Source organism: Pseudocitrobacter vendiensis, assembly GCF_943590815.1.
Taxonomy (GTDB): Bacteria; Pseudomonadota; Gammaproteobacteria; order Enterobacterales; family Enterobacteriaceae; genus Pseudocitrobacter; species Pseudocitrobacter vendiensis.
Map to the genome: position 1 here is coordinate 45,496 of NZ_CALSBS010000020.1, position 17,542 is coordinate 63,037.

The window sequence follows — 17,542 nt, forward strand, 5'->3', positions numbered from 1 at the left end:
AAAATGAGGAAGTTTGGACAAGGAATGACACCAATGCCCGTGCACCAGCCGTCGGCGTCGCAGCCAGTTTGTTCACGGCCTGCGCGCAGCAACCGGAGCGTACTTAATGTACTGAGGATGGCGAGCACAGCCCGGGAACAAAATGGCAAGTAAGCCAGGCTGGAACAATCCCCAAAAAAAAAGCCAGCACGCGGCTGGCTAAAGTAATACTGGAAGCAATGTGAGCAATGTCGTGCTTTCAGGTTCTCCCTCAGGGGTCTTCCTGAATGCAGGACAATAATAATCATTCTCATTCGCACTTGTCCAACACTTTTTGCAAAAAATGTCAGTTGACTCCGCTTTTAAAGTCAATGATGTTGAAAGGGATAATCCCCCCACAGAGGAAACAAGGAATGAGTGAGATAGTAATACGCCACGCGGAACCTAAAGATTACGCTGCCATTCGGCAGATCCACGCCCAACCGGAGGTGTATTACAACACGCTACAGGTTCCCCATCCTTCTGAGCAAATGTGGGAAGCGCGTCTCGCCGACCAGCCCGGCATCAAGCAGCTGGTCGCCTGCATTGACGACACGGTGGTCGGGCATCTGTGTATCGACGTAGCGCAACGCCCACGTCGCAGCCATGTGGCCGATTTCGGCATTTGCGTTGATGCTGGCTGGCAAAACCGCGGCGTCGCCAGTGCGTTAGTGCGCGAGATGATTGATATGTGCGACAACTGGCTGCGCGTAGAGCGTATAGAGCTCACCGTGTTTGTCGATAACGCCCCGGCGGTTGCGGTGTATAAGAAGCACGGATTTGAAATTGAAGGCACCGGGAAGAAGTACGGGCTGCGCAACGGCGAATATGTGGATGCGTATTTTATGGCGCGAGTGAAAGGCGTTCGTGCGGCCTGATGCCCTCACCCCGGCCCTCTCCCACAGGGAGAGGGTTAGGGTGAGGGGGGTTAAATTCAGTACCCCGCCGCCAAATCATCCACCGAACGCGGGTCAGACGCGCCATACAGCGTGCCATCTGGCCCTACCATAATGCTCTGCGTACTGCCCATCGCCTCTTTCAGGGCCACTTTCTGCCCCTTCTGCTCAAGCAACTTCAACGTATCCGGGCTAAAGCCCTTCTCCACGCGCAGTTCATCCGGCAGCCACTGGTGGTGGAATCGCGGTGCGTTAGTGGCTTCGGCGACATTCATCCCATAATCGATGGTATTCACCACCATTTGCAGCACCGTGGTGATAATCCGGCTGCCGCCAGGGCTACCGGTAACCAGCCAGGTTTTGCCGTCTTTCACCACAATCGTTGGCGACATCGACGACAACGGACGCTTCTTCGGCCCAACCGCGTTCGCGTCACCGCCGACCAGACCATAAACGTTCGGCACGCCTGGCTTGGCGGAGAAATCATCCATCTGGTTATTCATCAGAATGCCGCTGTTCCCGGCAACAATCCCGGTACCGAAGGTGGTGTTCAGTGTATAGGTCACCGCCACCGCGTTACCGTCTTTATCCACCACTGAGAAATGGGTGGTTTGATTACTCTCGTAAGGCGCGAGCTTGCCAGGACGAATTTCGCTGGAGGGTTTCGCCTTGTTGACGTCAATCTGTTCGGCTATCGACTTCGCATAGGCTTTGCTGGTCAGCGCCTGCCACGGCACCTTCACAAAATCGGGGTCGCCAAGATATTCCGAGCGATCCGCATAGGCGCGCTTCTCAGCTTCCGCCATCACCTGCATGGCGTCAGCGCTGCCAAAGCCATATTTATGCATGTCGAAATTTTCGAGAATATTGAGGATTTGCACAATGTGGATCCCACCAGAAGACGGCGGCGGCATCGAGAAGACCTGATAACCGCGATAATCACCGCTGATTGGCGTGCGCTCTACCGCTTTGTACTCCGCAAGATCCGCTTTGGTGATAAGCCCACCGTGTTTGTGCATCTCGTCGGCAATCTGATCGGCGATAACACCTTTATAAAACGCATCCGGGCCGTTTTCAGCAATCATCTCCAGGCTTTTCGCCAGATCTTTCTGTACCAGCTTGTCGCCCTTTTTCAGCGGCTCACCGTCTTTCCAGAAAATCGCTTTACTGTTTTCATGGTTGGGAATGACTTCACTGCCGTAGGTTTTGAGATCGTCGGCCAGCGCGTCGTTCACCACAAAGCCATCGCGCGCCAGTTTGTACGCGGGCTGAACCACTTTATTGAGCGGCAGCGTGCCGTACTTTTCCAGCGCCAGTGAGAAACCCGCCACCGTGCCCGGCGTGCCGGAGGCCAGATGTGAGGTCAGCGATTTTTTGCTGTCCGGGTTGCCGTGATCATCGAGGAACATATCGCGCGTAGCCTGGGCGGGGGCCATTTCACGGAAGTCGATAGCCGTTGTCTTCCCGTCTTTGGTGCGCAGCAGCATAAATCCACCGCCGCCCAGGTTCCCGGCTTGCGGATGCGTCACCGCCAGCGCATACCCCACCGCCACGGCCGCATCAACGGCATTACCGCCCTCTTTCAGGATTTGCACCCCGACCTGGGTGGCGAGCGCGTCCACCGACGCCACCATCCCCTGATGCGCGCGCACCGGGTGAAAAACATCTTCCTCTACGCCATAAGATACCGGTGGTGCAGCAGGCTCGGTCGTCGCTGCCGCCACGGCAAAACTCCCTCCGGCGGTCAGCGCAGCAATCGCCAGCCAACGCGCAATCGTCTGTTTCATCATCGTTGTTCTCCAAAATTGGGGTAACAGGTCCCGTTTAAGCCTGGTTCAAAACTCCTAAATAATCATCGTTATGGCGAAAACGAGGTAAACTTAAGTGATCCCTCAGAAGGGAGGAGAGACAATGAAACGATTATTGATTCTGGCGGCACTGCTTCCGTTTGCCGCTTCAGCGCAGCCGCTTAATACCACCAACAACCCCAATCTGCCGGATTACAAAATTCCGAGCCAGCAGCGGTTACAGACCCAAATGAAATCGCAGCAGGTGCAGCAGAAAGGGATGCTGAATCAGCAGTTACAGACGCAGACACGCGTCCAGCAGCAGCAATTACAAACGCAGATGAATAATGACAGGCAGCGTATCCAGCAGGCCCAGCCGGGGGAGCGAAACCCCGCCGGTCAGCAAATGCTCCCCAATACTAACGGCGGGATGCTGAACCAGGGCGGGGCATCACGCAATAGCGATTCGATGCTGAATAATCAGCAACATATGCTGCCGCAACGGCAAAACGGCGACATGCTGAATAACAATCCGAATCTGCCGGTGAAAACGAATTTGCCCTAAGGCTGGAAATCCGGGCCGATAATATCAATGGCATCAGTGCAGATGCAGTTCACGCCCCAGCGCAGCAGTTGTGATGCGCGCTGGGGCCTGTTCACCGTGTACACCAGAATCTTCAGACCCGCCTCACGCAGGGCATCCACGCGCGCTTCATCCAGCAGTTTGTGGTTGAGGTGAATCGATACGCAGCCCAGCCGCGTGGTCAGTTCACGCCAGTCATCACGCCATTCATCAAGCAGTAAGCCGCGCGGCAATTCCGGTGCAACCTCCTGTGCCGCTTCCAGCGCATCAATTTCAAACGATGAGAGCAGCGGCGGCGTCATATCCGCCCACAGTTCACGCGCCGCCAGCGCCACGATTTTCCCTGTGAGTGGCCCGGTTCCGGTGGTCGGTTTGATTTCGATGTTCGCCATCATCCCGTATTCACGACAACGTTCCGCCACCTGCGAGAGCAGCGGTAGCGGTTCACCTTTGAATTCACCGCTAAACCAGCCACCCGCATCCACGCGCAGTAAATCGTGCCAGTTCAGTTCCCCCGCTACGCCCCAGCCGTTGCTGGTGCGTTCGAGGTTATCGTCGTGCAGCAGGAAAATTTCGCCGTCTTTCGACAATTTTACGTCGAACTCAATCATGGTGTGACCGTATCGCGCCCCCACATCAATCGCCGCCAGCGTGTTTTCCGGGGCCAGTCTGCCGCCGCCACGATGGGCCGCAACGTGGGGATAAGGCCAGTTACTCATATTCTTTGTCCTGTTTCGCCATCAAAAAGATGCAAATGATTGTCCGGCACATGCAGCCACAGCGTGCTGCCCGCCGTCGGGCGTTCCTGATGAGACAGACGCACCACCAGCTTTTGCGCGCCCCAGCGACCATGTGCGAGGTTATCCGCACCGAGCATCTCCAGCGTGTCCATCACCAACGGTATGCCGCCTTCCGCCTGCGAGCTTAACGCAATATGCTCCGGGCGGATACCGAGCGTCATTTTACGCCCGGCGTGCTGGCGAGCCTCACCCTTCAACGGTATCGTCAGGCCCTCTTCCAGTTCAAAGTGCGTGCCTTCGTTGTTGATACGCCCGGCCAGCAGGTTCATCGCCGGGCTACCGATAAAGCTCGCCACAAACAGGCTGGCGGGTTTTTCGTACACTTCAACCGGCGTACCAATCTGTTCGGCAACGCCGCCGTTCATCACCATCACCCGCTGGGCGAGGGTCATCGCCTCAACCTGATCGTGGGTCACGTACAGCGAAGTGGTTTTCAGGCGGCGATGCAGTTGTTGCAGCTCAAGGCGCATCTGCACACGCAGCTTGGCATCCAGATTCGAGAGTGGCTCATCGAACAGGAACACCGCTGGGTCGCGCACAATTGCGCGGCCCATCGCCACGCGCTGACGCTGACCGCCAGAAAGCTCGCGCGGGCGACGCTTGAGCAGGCCGTCCAGCTCCAGAATACGCGCGGCCTCTTTCACCCGCTCAGCAATCTGCCGTTTACCCATGCCGCGAATTTTCAACCCCCACGCCATGTTCTCTTCTACGCTCATATGCGGGTAGAGAGCGTAGTTCTGGAACACCATCGCAATGCCGCGATCTTTCGGCTCCATTTCGGTCACACGCTTGCCGTCAATCCAGATATCGCCACTGGTCGCCCGTTCAAGCCCGGCGACCATGCGCAGCAGCGTAGACTTCCCGCAGCCGGACGGCCCAACCATCACGATGAATTCGCCATCGGCCACGTCCAGCGTCAGCGGTTTAATGACCTGGGTTTTGCCATCCCAGCTTTTGGTTATTGCCTGTAATTTCAGTCCTGCCATCTTATTTCTCACTGTCCACTAAACCGCGTACAAAGGCACGCTGCATCACTAAAACAATCACCACGGGTGGGATAAGCGTTAATAACATCGCTGCCATCACCTGGTTCCATTGGGTTGTGCCTTCGCCGGTGGCGATCATGCCTTTGATACCCGCAACGGTGGTGCCGAGATCCACATCAGTGATGATCAGCAGCGGCCACAGATACTGGTTCCAGCCATAGATAAAGGTGATCACGAAAAGCGCCGCCAGATTGGTTTTCGACAGCGGGAAGACAATGTCGCGGAAGAAACGCATCGGCGAGGCGCCATCAATACGCGCGGCTTCCACCAGTTCGTCCGGGAGCGTCATAAAGAACTGACGAAACAGGAACGTCGCGGTTGCCGAGGCCATTAACGGCAGCGTTAGCCCGGCGTAGCTATCCAGCATCTTCAGGTTGGCAATGACCTCTACCGTCGGGAAGATACGCACTTCAACCGGCAGCATCAGCGTGATAAAAATCATCCAGAAAAAGAGGTTACGCAGCGGAAAGCGAAACCAAACAATCGCAAACGCAGAGAGCATCGAGACGGTGATTTTGCCCACCGTTATACTGAAGGCCATCACAAAACTGTTCAGCATCATTCGCCAGAACGGTGCGCTGTTCACGCCAACACCGTTCACCCAGATGTGGTGCACATTTTCCAGCAGATGCGTCCCTGGTATCAGCGTCATTGGCGTGGCAAATACCGCCTGATCATCCAGCGTCGCCGCCACGAAGGCGACGTACAGCGGGAAGAGAATGACCGCAATTCCCATAATCAACATCGTATGGCTGAATATCGTCAGCCCCGGACGGTTCTCAATCATTGGTAACGCACCTTACTTTCCACATAGCGGAACTGCACCACCGTCAGCACGATGACGAGGAACATCAGCACCACCGACTGCGCGGCGGAGGCCGAGAGATCCAGCCCGGTAAAACCTTCGCGGTAAATTTTATAAATCAGCGTGGTCGTCGCCTGCACCGGCCCGCCCGCCGTCGCGGCATCAATCACCGGGAAGGTGTCGAAGAAGGCGTAGACCAGGTTCACCACCAGCAGGAAAAAACTCACCGGCGCAATCAGCGGCAGGGCGAGCTTAAAGAAACGGCGAATCGGGCCGGCGCCATCAATGGCCGCCGCCTCTATCAGCGAACGCGGAATGGATTGCAGCGCGGCGTAGAAGAACAGGAAGTTGTAGCTGATTTGCTTCCACACCGAGGCGAACACCACAAGGAACATCGCCTGACCGCTGTTTTGCGCGTGGTTCCAGTCGTAGCCAAATTCGGCGAGGAAATGGGTGATCAACCCGCGTCCTGGGTTGAAGAGGAAAATCCACAACACGGCGGCGACGGCGGGCGCGACGGCGTAAGGCAGCAGCATCAGCGTTTGATACAACCGACTGCCGCGCACGATGTATTCCACCAGCGCGGCAAAAATAAGCGAAATCACCAGGCCGCTGACGGTCACCATGGTGCTGAATTTGATCGTCGTCCAGAAAGCATCGAGATAGTAGCTGTCCTGGAACAGGGTGACGAAGTTATCCAGGCCGACAAACTGGCTGGAAAAACCAAACGGATCGACGCTTTGCAGCGAGTACCACAGCGCTTCGCCCGCAGGCCAGATAAAGAAAATAACGGTGATAACCAACTGCGGGGCAACCAGCAAATAAGGCAGCCAGCGCGAGCGGAACACCGGACGGGATGATGACATAGTTGGACTCTTGGTTGAATTTGCCCCTCACCCCGGCCCTCTCCCTGAGGGAGAGGGTGAAAAAACGCGCCGATCTGTCCACTCTCCCCTGGGGAGAGGGTTAGGGTGAGGGGGAAAGTACGGATTAAGACTTCGTCGATTTCTCAAAGCGGCGCAGCATCTGATTCCCGCGCTCGACGGCAGAATCCAGTGCCTGCTGTGGGGTTTTCTTCCCGGTCCACACGCTTTCCAGCTCTTCATCGACAATGACGCGAATTTGCGGCATGTTGCCCAGACGCAGCCCTTTGGTGAACGGCAGCGGCGGCTTGTTCAACATCTGACGCGTCGCGGTATCCGCGCCCGGGTTCTTGTCGTAGTAGCCCTGTTCGCGGGTCAGGTCATACGCCGCGGTGGTGATTGGCAGATAACCGGTTTTCTGATGCCACTCGGCGGCATTTTCCGGCTTCGCCAGGAATTCGAGGAACTTCGCCACGCCGGTGTAGGTTTCTTTATCTTTGCCCTGCATCACCCACAGGCTTGCCCCGCCGATAATGGCGTTCTGCGGCGCGTCTTTGGCGTTCGCATCGTACGGCATCATGCCCACACCGTAGTTAAATTTGGCGTACTGACGGATATTCGCCAGCGAGCCGGAAGAGGCGGTAGTAATCGCGCAATCGCCGTTATAGAACTTCTCGGTCGATTCGTCTTTACGGCCGACGTAGCTGAAATCGCCCTTCTTGTTCATCTCCTGCAACAGCGCAATGTGTTGCACCTGTTCCGGTTTATTGAATTCCAGCACCGCATCCGCACCATCAAAACCGTTGTTTTTGCTGGCAAACGGCAGGCCGTTCCAGGCGCTGAAGTTTTCCAGTTGGATCCATCCCTGCCAGCCGCTGGCGTAGCCGCACTTCATCCCCGCCGCTTTCAGTTTTTCGGTATAGGCCGCTAAGTCCTGCCAGGTTTTCGGCGGCTGTTCCGGGTCCAGACCCGCTTTTTTGAAGGCGTCTTTGTTGTAGTAGAGGACAGGCGTTGAGCTGTTAAACGGCTGAGAAAGGAGATGCCCGGTTTTCGCGTCAGAGTAGTAACCGGATACCGTCGGCACAAACTGCGACTCATCGAAATTAATCCCGGCGTCTTTAAACACTTCATACACCGGCTTGATGGCTTTCGACGCCATCATCGTGGCGGTGCCCACTTCATACACCTGCAAAATCGCCGGGGCATTCCCGGTACGGAACGCGGCGATACCCGCACTCAGGTTCTGTTCGTAGTTACCCTTATAGATGGGCACAATTTTGTAATCCGGGTTGGCGGCATTGAAACGCTGCGCCAGAGAATCAACTTCTTTACCCAACTCCCCTTCCATCGAATGCCAGAACGGAATGTTAGTCACTGCCAGTGCCTGGCCAACAAATACCAGGCTGAGCGCCAATCCTGAGGCTGTATGTCGTAACAGTTTCATTGATTATCTCTCTTGTTGTTTCGAATGCGCGATTTCACGCGTTTTATGCTCGCGGGGGTAACATGACATGCTCGAATTACAGAAAAATAACGTTTTTATTACAAAAAAAAGATAGTCAGGCGTCAGAGGGATGGCAAGACGATGACGCTGCGGTGACAGGAAAATGGGAGGTGGGGCACGTATAAATACGATTCAGGCACAATAAAGCCGGGTGGCGACGTCGCCATACCCGGCCTGATGAGTATTGAAATTGTAGGCCCGGTAAGCGCAGCGCCACCGGGCATGTGCGTTACCCGCCCAAATACGCGCTTCTCACTGCTTCGTTCGCCAGCAGCGCATCGCCGGTATCTTCGAGCACCACGTGACCGTTTTCGAGCACGTAGCCGCGGTCAGCGAGTTTCAGCGCCTGGTTGGCGTTCTGTTCGACGAGGAAGATGGTCATCCCCTGTTCGCGCAGTTGTTCGATGGTGTCGAATATCTGCTGAATGATGATTGGCGCCAGGCCGAGCGACGGCTCATCCAGCAGCAGCAGGCGCGGGTTGCTCATCAGCGCGCGACCAATCGCCAGCATCTGTTGCTCACCGCCGGACATCGTACCCGCACGCTGGATTCGGCGCTCGTGCAGACGCGGGAAGAGTTCATATACCCACTTAATACGCTCCTGGAACTGATCGCGTTCGGCAAAGAAGCCGCCCATCGCCAGGTTCTCTTCCACCGTCATGCGCGAGAAGACGCGACGCCCTTCCGGGACAATCGCCACCGCTTCGCGCATGATTTTCGCCGTCTGCCAGTCGGTAATGTCTTTATCATCAAAGACGATGCGCCCGCTGGTGGCGCGCGGGTCACCACATAATGTTCCCAGCAGCGTGGTTTTCCCCGCGCCGTTGGCGCCAATCAGGGTGACGATTTCGCCCTGGTTGATATGCAGACTCACCTCATGCAGCGCCTGGATCTTGCCGTAGTGGGCATTGACCTTGTCAAAAGACAACATGACTTTTTCCATTTTATGCCTCACCTAAATACGCACGGATGACGTCCGGGTTGTTACGAATTTGCTCCGGCGTACCGTTCGCCAGCGGCGTGCCCTGATTCACCACGTAGATGCGGTCCGAAATGCCCATCACCAGCTTCATGTCATGCTCAATCAGCAAAATGGTGGTGTTGTGTGCGTTACGCAGTTCGGCAATCAGTTCGTCCAGCTCTTTGGTTTCTTTCGGGTTGAGGCCCGCAGCAGGCTCATCGAGCATCAGAATTTCCGGCTGCGTGACCATGCAGCGGGCAATCTCCAGACGACGCTGGTCACCGTACGCCAGGTTACTGGCCTGACGGTTAGCGTGTTCCAGCAGGCCAATACGCTCAAGCCAGGTCGCGGCGCGATCGAGCGCTTCGCTCTGAGCGCGGCGGAATGACGGGGTTTTCAGCAGGCCAGAGAAAACGCCGGTTTTCAATTGCTGATGCTGCGCCACCAGCAGGTTTTCAATTACCGTCATTTCACGGAACAGGCGCACGTGCTGGAAGGTACGCACCACGCCCATGCGGGCGATTTGCTGCCCCGGCAACCCTTCCAGGTGTTGGTCGCGCAGCATGATGGTGCCACCCGTCGGTTTGTAGAAACCGGTCAGGCAGTTAAAGACCGTGGTTTTCCCCGCACCGTTCGGGCCAATCAGAGAGACGATCTCCTGCGGGTGCAGCTCCAGATTGACGTTATTGACCGCCAGCAGGCCGCCAAAACGCATCATCAGACCGCTAACGGATAATAATGGCTGACTCATGCCTGCTCTCCTTTCGCTTTCCCGTTTTTCAACTTCATCTGCACACGGGTCATTGGCAGCAAGCCCTGCGGACGCCAGATCATCATCAGCACCATCAAACCACCCAGCATTAACATGCTGTATTCGTTAAAGTCACGCATCAGTTCACGCGAGACCACCAGCAGGATGGCCGCAAGAATAACGGCAAACTGCGAGCCCATCCCACCCAGTACCACAATGGCCAGCACAAACGCAGATTCGGCGAAGGTGAACGATTCCGGGCTGACAAAGCCCTGACGCGCGGCAAACAGCGTACCGGCAAAACCGGCGAACGCGGCGCTGATGGTAAAGGCCGTCAGCTTGATACGCGTCGGGCTCAGGCCCAGGGAGCGGCAGGCGATTTCATCTTCACGCAGCGCTTCCCACGCACGGCCCAGCGGCATACGCAGCAGGCGGTTAATCACGAACAGCGAGAACACCACCAGCAGCAGCGCCACCAGATAGAGCCAGATCACGCGATCGGACGGATCATACTTCACACCAAAGAAATTGCTGAAGGTATCCCAGCCGCCTTCGCGCGCGGAACGGCTGAACTCCAGGCCGAAGAAAGTCGGTTTAGGAATCTGGCTGATACCGTTCGGGCCACCAGTCACTTCGGTATTATTGAGCAGCAGAATACGGACGATCTCCCCAAAACCTAAAGTGACAATCGCCAGATAGTCACCGCGCAGGCGCAGTACCGGGAAGCCGAGCAGGAAGCCCGCCGCCGCAGAAACCAGCCCCGCCAGCGGTAAACAGGTCCAGAAACCAAGGCCGTAATAGTGATTCAGCAGCGCAAAGGTGTACGCACCAATGGCGTAAAAACCGCCGTAGCCCAGCACCAGCAGGCCAGAGAGGCCAACAACCACGTTCAGACCGAGGCCGAGAATAATGTAAATCATGGTCAGGGTGGCGATATCCACCGTACCGCGCGAGACCATAAACGGCCATGCCACGGCAATCACCAGCAGCGCCACGAGGAACAGCTTCTGTTTAACGGTGGAGCCGTCAATCGCCGGCAGAACAAACTTCGGCCCGGAGACGTTTTTCAGGGTGCTCTGGAAGACAGGGCGCAGCAACTGGAAGAAGAAAACCACTGCCGTGCCGATGTAAACCCACTGCCAGCGAATATCCGCCGCTGAGCCCACCACCAGTTTGGTGCCATCCAACTGTAACTGAACGCCCATAAAGACGCCCGCCAGAATAAAGAACATGACGGCAGAGAGCAGCGCCATTGCAAAATGCATCGGTTTCATACTTTCTCTACCTCCGGACGACCCAGAATACCGGTCGGCATCACCAGCAGCACCAGAATCAGCAGGGCAAATGACACCACATCTTTATATTCAGTACTCAAATAAGCAGAAGAGAGCGCCTCGGCGATACCGAGGATCAGGCCGCCAATCATCGCGCCAGGAATACTGCCGATCCCGCCCAGCACTGCCGCGGTGAAGGCTTTCATCCCGGCCATAAAGCCGATATACGGGTTAATCACGCCGTAGAACTGGCCGAGCAGCACGCCCGCCACCGCCGCCATCGCCGCACCAATCACGAAGGTGAGTGCAATCACGCGGTCAGTGTTGATACCCAGCAGGCTCGCCATTTTCAGGTCTTCCGAACAGGCACGACAGGCGCGGCCCATGCGGGAATAGCGGATAAACAGCGTCAGCGCCAGCATGGAAATAAAGGTCACGATCCAGATAACCAGCTGCATGGTAGTGATGCTGGCCGAGAAGTTTTCGCTGCTGCCAATCGTCCACTGACCGTTAAACAGGCTTGGCAGCGCGACGTCACGCGAGCCTTCTGTCAGGCTAACGTAGTTTTGCAGGAAGATGGACATCCCGATGGCAGAGATGAGCGCGATCAGGCGCTTAGAGTTACGCACCGGCCGATAGGCGACACGTTCAATACTCCAGCCGTAGGCGCTGGCGATAATAATCGCACCGATAAACCCGGCGGCAACCAGCAGCCAGCTGGTATCAATCCCCATCATCATCAGGGCGGCGATGATCATAAAAGAGACATAGCTGCCGATCATATACACCTCGCCGTGGGCGAAGTTAATCATGCCGATAATGCCGTAAACCATGGTGTAACCGATGGCGATCAATGCATAGGTGCTTCCCAGCGTAACGCCGTTAAACATCTGCTGCATGAAATAGAGAAACTGCTCTGACATAGAATGACCTTTTTCAACCCCTCCGGGTGTTGCGCCCGGAGGGTGGGATGACAGTTACTTCGCCGGGGTTGATGAGCCGTCGGCGTGCCACTGGAAGACACCAAATTCAAATCCCTTCAGATCGCCTTTTTCATCCCATTTCAGCGGCCCAATCACGGTGTTCGCACCGTTTGCTTTCAAATCTTTTACCAGCGCCAGCGGCTCTTCGCTGCCGGTACGCTCCATCGCAGTTGCCAGAGACTGCACCGCCGCGTAGGTGATCCACACATACGGGCCGCTCGGATCTTTCTTCTGCGCCTTCAGTGCATCCACAATCGCTTTGTTGGCCGGTTCCTGGTCATAGCGTTTCGGCATAGTCACCAGCATGCCTTCTCCGGCATCGCCCGCGATGTTAGAGAGTGATGCGTTGCCCACGCCTTCCGGCCCCATAAACTGGGTTTTCAGGCCGACGGAACGCGCCTGGCGCAGCATTTGCCCCATTTCCGGGTAGTAGCCGCCGAAGTAAACGAAATCGATATTCTCTTTTTTCAGACGTGCGATCAGCGCCGAGAAATCTTTCTCACCCGCAGTAATACCGTCGAAGAAGACGATATTGGCTTTACCCGCTTTCAGACCATCCTGCACGGAACGCGCCAGGCCTTCACCGTACTGCTGTTTGTCGTGGATGATAGCGATACGCTGCGGTTTCACCTTCTCCAGAATATATTTCGCGGCGGTCGGGCCCTGAGAGGAGTCAAGACCGGCGGTGCGCATGATGTGCTGATAGCCACGCTGTGTCAGTTCCGGGTTGGTTGCGCCCGGCGTGATCATCAGAATGCCTTCATCTTCATAGATGTCGGAAGCCGGCTGCGTCGAGGAGGAGCAAAGGTGACCGATAACGTACTGAATGCCGTCATTGACGATTTTGTTAGCCACGGCAACGGCCTGTTTCGGGTCGCACGCGTCGTCATACTCCACGCCAACCAGTTTATTGCCTTTAATACCGCCTTTGGCGTTGATGTCTTTAATCGCCTGACGCGCGCCGTTGAACTCCATGTCACCCCACTGGGCGACCGGGCCAGACATCGCGCCGACAACAGCCACTTTAATATCCTCTGCCATCGCAACATGCGACATTGCCAGTGCGATCAATCCTGCGATCGCTGTTTTCGCATTCGGTCTCATTTTTATGGATCCCCACTCGTGACGTGATTTATTTATTTTGTAGTTTTATGGTTAAAACGCACTTTGTTCTTTTTTTAAACAACGCTATTTTTACCAGTCTCTTTAATGGTTTAGCGCAGTTTTTTGGCCATAACCAGACTAAAATCTCTATTTTTCAGTCTATTAAGCAGAGATAATATTCTGTATTTCTGCCGAGATAAACAAAAAAAGTCCAGAATTCAGCATAAAATAACGGTACATAAGGCGGAATAAATCACTACTTTTCAGGGTAAAACACTGCCTGTTTTTCAATCCATATTGAATAAAACTGCCTTTATCTGTCTAAAAAAATTAATCAGCTAATGAATGGATAAAAAACAGAATCGCCCTGAAAGGAAAATTAGGTACACTCAGTTACCCGTTTTGGCAGGATTTTTTCGAATGAAACTGACCATCATCCGCTTACAGCACTTCAGCGAACAGGATCGTCTCGATCTGGCAAAAATATGGCCGGAGTACGACATCGACACGCTCACCCTTGATGACAACCATCGTATTTATGCCGCGCGCTTTAACGAGCGTCTGCTCGGCGCCGTGCGCGTCACGCTTGAAGGCACTCAGGCGACGCTCGACTCCCTTAGCGTGCGCGAAATCACCCGCCGACGCGGCGTGGGGCAATATCTGCTGGAAGAAACGCTGGCGGATAACGCGCAAGCATCCAGTTGGTGGATGGCGGATATCGGCGTGGAAGACCGCGGCGCAATGGCGGCATTTATGCAGGCGCTGGGCTTTACGGCACAGGCGGATGGGTGGGAGAAGCGGTAAACAGTTTCTCGATTGATTGGGTAGGATAAAACAGCGCCCGACGATTTTCCCGAACCAGCGGGATAAAGCCCAGTGAAAGATAAAAAGCATGGGCTTTATCATTCAACGCTTCTACAAACAGGCCATAAATCCCCACGGCCTGTGAGGCCTGATACACCACTTTCATGGCATGCGTCACCAGCAGCGAACCCCAGCCTTCTCCCTGCAGTGATTTGTCTACCGCCAGTCGACCCAACGTAACACTTGGGATATTTCGATAAGGTATTTTCTTTTGCCCTGATTTGGAAGGCAGCGCCATGCGCTCAAAACAGCTGCCAGATAAGGTGTAGTACCCTAGCACCTCATTACCCCTTCTGAGCACATAACCACGCAAGACTTTGCCATCATGCTGGCGGCGCAGATGCTCTTTTAGAAAGAGATTCAACGACGCCTCGCCGCAATCAAACTGACGCCAGTCATACTCCACGTCATCCTGGAGAATCTCAATAATCAGATCTTGCACGCTCTACTCCATGTCTAAAAGACGTCTCGCCGCGCGTTTCAGTTTTTCATTCGGCTCCGGAGGCGTATCAAGTGCATCCATCACGCTCTTCCAGGAGTCTTCGTTTAAGACAATGCGTCGATGCTCTTCGATGACAGCCGCCGCCCTTTCCGAGGCGCTGTTCAGCATGAACTGAGTCACGGACTGATTGGTGATCGCCGCAGCTTCCTCAATCATGCTTTTATCATCATCACTTAACCGGAGATCGATTCGCTGTTTTTTTAGTGCTGACATAACAGCCTCTTAATGTTCAACTTCAATTTGTACGGAAAATCACCGTACAAATAACTATACGCCAGTTAACAATGTTGGCAATAGTTGTATTAAAAGCAGGCATAAAAAAGCCCCGGTCATAAACCGAGGCCCATTATTCAATGGAATAACCTTATTTCGCGTCAGTCGCCGTACCGTTAGCATGCCAGTCAAACACACCGAACTCGAAGCCTTTCAGATCGCCCTTCTCATCCCATGACAGCGGCCCCATTACGGTTTCTACGGAGTTCGCTTTCAGGTATTTGGCGATTTCCGCCGGGTCTTCAGACTGATTCAGGCCCGCCTGCAGTGATTGCAGCGCAGCATAGGTGGTCCACACGAACGCGCCGCTCGGGTCCTGTTTCTTCGCCTTAATCGCATCCACAATCGGTTTGTTTGCCGGAACCTGGTCATAGTTCTTCGGCTTGGTCACTAACAGACCTTCCGCAGAATCGCCCGCGATGTTAGACAGCGAAACGTTCGCCACACCTTCCGGCCCCATAAACTGGGTTTTCAGGCCTGCCGCGCGAGACTGACGCAGGATCTGCCCCATCTCCGGGTGATAGCCGCCAAAATAAACGAAGTCGATGTTCTCTTTCTTCAGGCGCGCGACCAGGGTCGAGAAGTCTTTCTCGCCTGCGGTAATGCCGTCAAAGAAGACCACGTTGGCGTTGCCTTTCTTCAGGTTGTCCTGCACCGCGCGTGCCAGACCTTCACCGTACTGCTGTTTATCGTGCACGATAGCGATACGCTGCGGCTTCACTTTATCGAGAATGTATTTTGCCGCGGTTGGGCCCTGGTCTGAGTCCAGGCCGGTGGTACGCAGTAACAAGTGATAACCGCGGGCGGTCAGCTCCGGAGCGGTCGCCGCCGGGGTGATCATCAGAATGCCTTCATCTTCGTAGATATCAGAAGCGGGCTGAGTGGAAGAAGAGCAAAGGTGGCCGATAACATATTTGATGCCATCGTTAACCACTTTGTTCGCTACCGCGACCGCCTGTTTCGGGTCACAGGCATCATCATATTTTACGATTTGCAGCTTATTACCTTTGATGCCGCCTTTGGCGTTGATATCCGCAACCGCCTGCTCAGCACCGGTAAACTCCTGGTCGCCATACTGCGCAACCGGGCCAGACATCGCGCCCACAACCGCGACTTTAATGTTCTCTGCGAAAGCCATGTTACTGAACGCCAGCGCAATACATCCTGCCAGTAACGCTTTACCCTTCATGTTCATCCTGAGGTTCCCCATTGTTATGGTGATTGTATTTGTTATGATGTTGTTGTGCGACACGTTATTCTGCTTTTATCTATAAGATAAGCATATGATAGTAGTAATAACCGATGCATGCGGTGTCATAGCAGCATAGTCTGCTAAAAACATACCCCATTTTTCGGATTTTGAAACGAGAAATTTGGAAGGGGTGTAACAGATTTATGACATTCTTAGTGCCGATAGCGATTGCCGGATGGCGCTTCGCTTATCCGCCCTGCCTAAGAATATGCACGATATAAAAACAAAAACCCCCGGACTCGCATCCAGGGGTTATCGGGTACTGCTTAACGCGTTGCGCGGTTACGCTTCAATCGCGGCGCGCAGTTTTTTCATCGCGTTCTTTTCCAACTGACGTACACGTTCAGCGGAAACGCCGTAACGATCGGCCAGTTCCTGCAACGTCGACTTGTTGTCTTCGTCCAGCCAGCGCGCGCGGATAATGTCCTGGCTACGTTCGTCCAGACCCATCATCGCGTCAGTCAGCTTGTTGGCAGCCTGCTCTTCCCAGTTATCGTCTTCGATGCCGTCGGCAAAGTTAGACGTTTTATCCTGCAGATAAAGCACCGGCGCCATTGGCTGGCTGTCGGACTCGTCGTCGGAAGACATGTCAAAGGTCATGTCTTGTGCCGCCATACGGGATTCCATTTCACGGACATCTTTGCTGGATACGCCCAGTTCGCGCGCGACCATCTCGACTTCATCCTGGTTGAACCAGCCCAGACGCTGCTTGGTTTTACGCAGGTTAAAGAACAGCTTACGCTGTGCTTTGGTCGTTGCGACTTTCACGATACGCCAGTTACGCAGCACGTATTCGTGAATTTCCGCTTTGATCCAGTGTACGGCGAAAGAGACCAGACGCACGCCCACTTCAGGGTTGAAGCGACGAACGGCTTTCATCAGGCCGATATTACCTTCCTGAATCAAGTCCGCCTGCGGCAGGCCATAGCCCGAGTAGTTACGAGCGATATGAACAACAAAGCGCAGGTGAGACAGGATCAGCGTTTTAGCTGCTTCCAGATCGCCCTGGTAATGCAGCTTTTCAGCGAGCGCCCGCTCTTCATCAGCCGTCAACATCGGCCATGCGTTCGCAGCCCGGATGTAAGACTCCAGGTTACCAACAGGGGCTAAAGCTAAATTTTGCATTTCTTTGGTCATTCAATCCTCTCAATCAATATCGTCTGGCCGTTGAGCAACAACCGTGCCAGAGCTTTTGAGCAACGAGATTATCATTCACTCTTTTATCAGACAGTGATTTTATCCACAAGTTCAATGCAACACTGTGAATAGATTACGC

The 17,542-nt window shown here is 54.7% G+C and carries 18 protein-coding genes; 3 read left to right on the forward strand and 15 right to left on the reverse strand.

All coding sequences use genetic code 11. The features are described 5' to 3' along the window. The first annotated feature begins 392 nt into the window (after positions 1-392). Complete coding sequence (yhhY, locus tag NMC31_RS18380; protein WP_149464117.1) at positions 393-896, forward strand: N-acetyltransferase; 504 nt, start codon at positions 393-395, stop codon at positions 894-896. A gap of 56 nt (positions 897-952) precedes the next feature. Here yhhY and ggt read toward each other — a convergent pair whose 3' ends face one another. Continuing rightward, positions 953-2,701, reverse strand: a complete 1,749-nt coding sequence (gene ggt, locus NMC31_RS18385) for a gamma-glutamyltransferase (RefSeq protein WP_436650708.1) — start codon at positions 2,699-2,701, stop codon at positions 953-955. A 124-nt stretch (positions 2,702-2,825) separates the two neighbouring features. On the opposite strand from ggt, the gene NMC31_RS18390 reads away from it, so the two are divergent. Further along, a complete protein-coding gene (locus tag NMC31_RS18390) occupies positions 2,826-3,266 on the forward strand; it encodes a DUF2756 family protein (RefSeq protein WP_253898757.1) in 441 nt (146 codons plus the stop codon). Here the strand turns inward: NMC31_RS18390 and ugpQ are convergent. From ugpQ to livK, 10 genes are all read right to left on the reverse strand, one after another. Further along, complete coding sequence (gene ugpQ / locus NMC31_RS18395) at positions 3,263-4,003, reverse strand: glycerophosphodiester phosphodiesterase (protein WP_149464114.1); 741 nt, start codon at positions 4,001-4,003, stop codon at positions 3,263-3,265. The genes NMC31_RS18390 and ugpQ overlap by 4 nt on opposite strands. Further along, a complete protein-coding gene (locus tag NMC31_RS18400) occupies positions 4,000-5,070 on the reverse strand; it encodes a sn-glycerol-3-phosphate import ATP-binding protein UgpC (RefSeq protein WP_253898758.1) in 1,071 nt (356 codons plus the stop codon). Before NMC31_RS18400 ends, ugpQ begins: the two co-directional genes overlap by 4 nt. Before the next feature lies 1 nt (position 5,071). Then, positions 5,072-5,917 carry a sn-glycerol-3-phosphate ABC transporter permease UgpE gene (gene ugpE, locus NMC31_RS18405; RefSeq protein WP_253898759.1) on the reverse strand — a complete coding sequence of 282 codons (846 nt, stop codon included), beginning with the start codon at positions 5,915-5,917 and terminating at the stop codon, positions 5,072-5,074. Then, entirely contained in the window at positions 5,914-6,801 is an 888-nt protein-coding gene (ugpA, locus tag NMC31_RS18410; protein WP_253898760.1) for a sn-glycerol-3-phosphate ABC transporter permease UgpA, read from the reverse strand. Before ugpA ends, ugpE begins: the two co-directional genes overlap by 4 nt. 124 nt (positions 6,802-6,925) lie before the next feature. Next, complete coding sequence (gene ugpB, locus NMC31_RS18415) at positions 6,926-8,242, reverse strand: sn-glycerol-3-phosphate ABC transporter substrate-binding protein UgpB (RefSeq protein ID WP_253898761.1); 1,317 nt, start codon at positions 8,240-8,242, stop codon at positions 6,926-6,928. A gap of 289 nt (positions 8,243-8,531) precedes the next feature. Then, a complete protein-coding gene (gene livF, locus NMC31_RS18420) occupies positions 8,532-9,245 on the reverse strand; it encodes a high-affinity branched-chain amino acid ABC transporter ATP-binding protein LivF (protein WP_015962635.1) in 714 nt (237 codons plus the stop codon). A gap of 1 nt (position 9,246) precedes the next feature. Continuing rightward, the gene (livG, locus tag NMC31_RS18425; RefSeq protein ID WP_015962634.1) at positions 9,247-10,014 is read right to left on the reverse strand and encodes a high-affinity branched-chain amino acid ABC transporter ATP-binding protein LivG; all 768 of its coding nucleotides are present in this window, start codon (positions 10,012-10,014) and stop codon (positions 9,247-9,249) included. After that, positions 10,011-11,288 carry a high-affinity branched-chain amino acid ABC transporter permease LivM gene (locus NMC31_RS18430; RefSeq protein WP_253898762.1) on the reverse strand — a complete coding sequence of 426 codons (1,278 nt, stop codon included), beginning with the start codon at positions 11,286-11,288 and terminating at the stop codon, positions 10,011-10,013. Before NMC31_RS18430 ends, livG begins: the two co-directional genes overlap by 4 nt. Further along, the gene (gene livH, locus NMC31_RS18435; protein ID WP_149464107.1) at positions 11,285-12,211 is read right to left on the reverse strand and encodes a high-affinity branched-chain amino acid ABC transporter permease LivH; all 927 of its coding nucleotides are present in this window, start codon (positions 12,209-12,211) and stop codon (positions 11,285-11,287) included. The genes NMC31_RS18430 and livH overlap by 4 nt, the downstream gene beginning before the upstream one ends. A gap of 54 nt (positions 12,212-12,265) precedes the next feature. Then, positions 12,266-13,375, reverse strand: coding sequence for a high-affinity branched-chain amino acid ABC transporter substrate-binding protein LivK (gene livK, locus NMC31_RS18440; RefSeq protein WP_108476795.1), 1,110 nt, complete (start codon positions 13,373-13,375; stop codon positions 12,266-12,268). 420 nt (positions 13,376-13,795) lie between these two features. Here livK and panM point away from each other — a divergent pair, with 420 nt between their 5' ends. After that, on the forward strand, positions 13,796-14,179 hold the full coding sequence (panM, locus tag NMC31_RS18445; protein WP_253898763.1) for an aspartate 1-decarboxylase autocleavage activator PanM: 384 nt from the start codon (positions 13,796-13,798) through the stop codon (positions 14,177-14,179). On the opposite strand, the gene NMC31_RS18450 is transcribed toward panM, so the two are convergent. The 4 genes from NMC31_RS18450 to rpoH form a co-directional block, all read right to left on the reverse strand. Then, complete coding sequence (locus NMC31_RS18450) at positions 14,145-14,681, reverse strand: GNAT family N-acetyltransferase (RefSeq protein WP_253898764.1); 537 nt, start codon at positions 14,679-14,681, stop codon at positions 14,145-14,147. The genes panM and NMC31_RS18450 overlap by 35 nt on opposite strands. A 3-nt stretch (positions 14,682-14,684) precedes the next feature. Further along, the gene (locus NMC31_RS18455; protein WP_149464103.1) at positions 14,685-14,954 is read right to left on the reverse strand and encodes a type II toxin-antitoxin system TacA family antitoxin; all 270 of its coding nucleotides are present in this window, start codon (positions 14,952-14,954) and stop codon (positions 14,685-14,687) included. Positions 14,955-15,105: 151 nt separating this feature from the next. Continuing rightward, a complete protein-coding gene (gene livJ / locus NMC31_RS18460) occupies positions 15,106-16,209 on the reverse strand; it encodes a branched chain amino acid ABC transporter substrate-binding protein LivJ (RefSeq protein ID WP_149464102.1) in 1,104 nt (367 codons plus the stop codon). Positions 16,210-16,548: 339 nt separating this feature from the next. Continuing rightward, positions 16,549-17,403: an RNA polymerase sigma factor RpoH gene (gene rpoH / locus NMC31_RS18465; RefSeq protein ID WP_015962625.1), complete on the reverse strand. Its 855-nt coding sequence runs from the start codon at positions 17,401-17,403 to the stop codon at positions 16,549-16,551. Positions 17,404-17,542 lie beyond the last annotated feature (139 nt).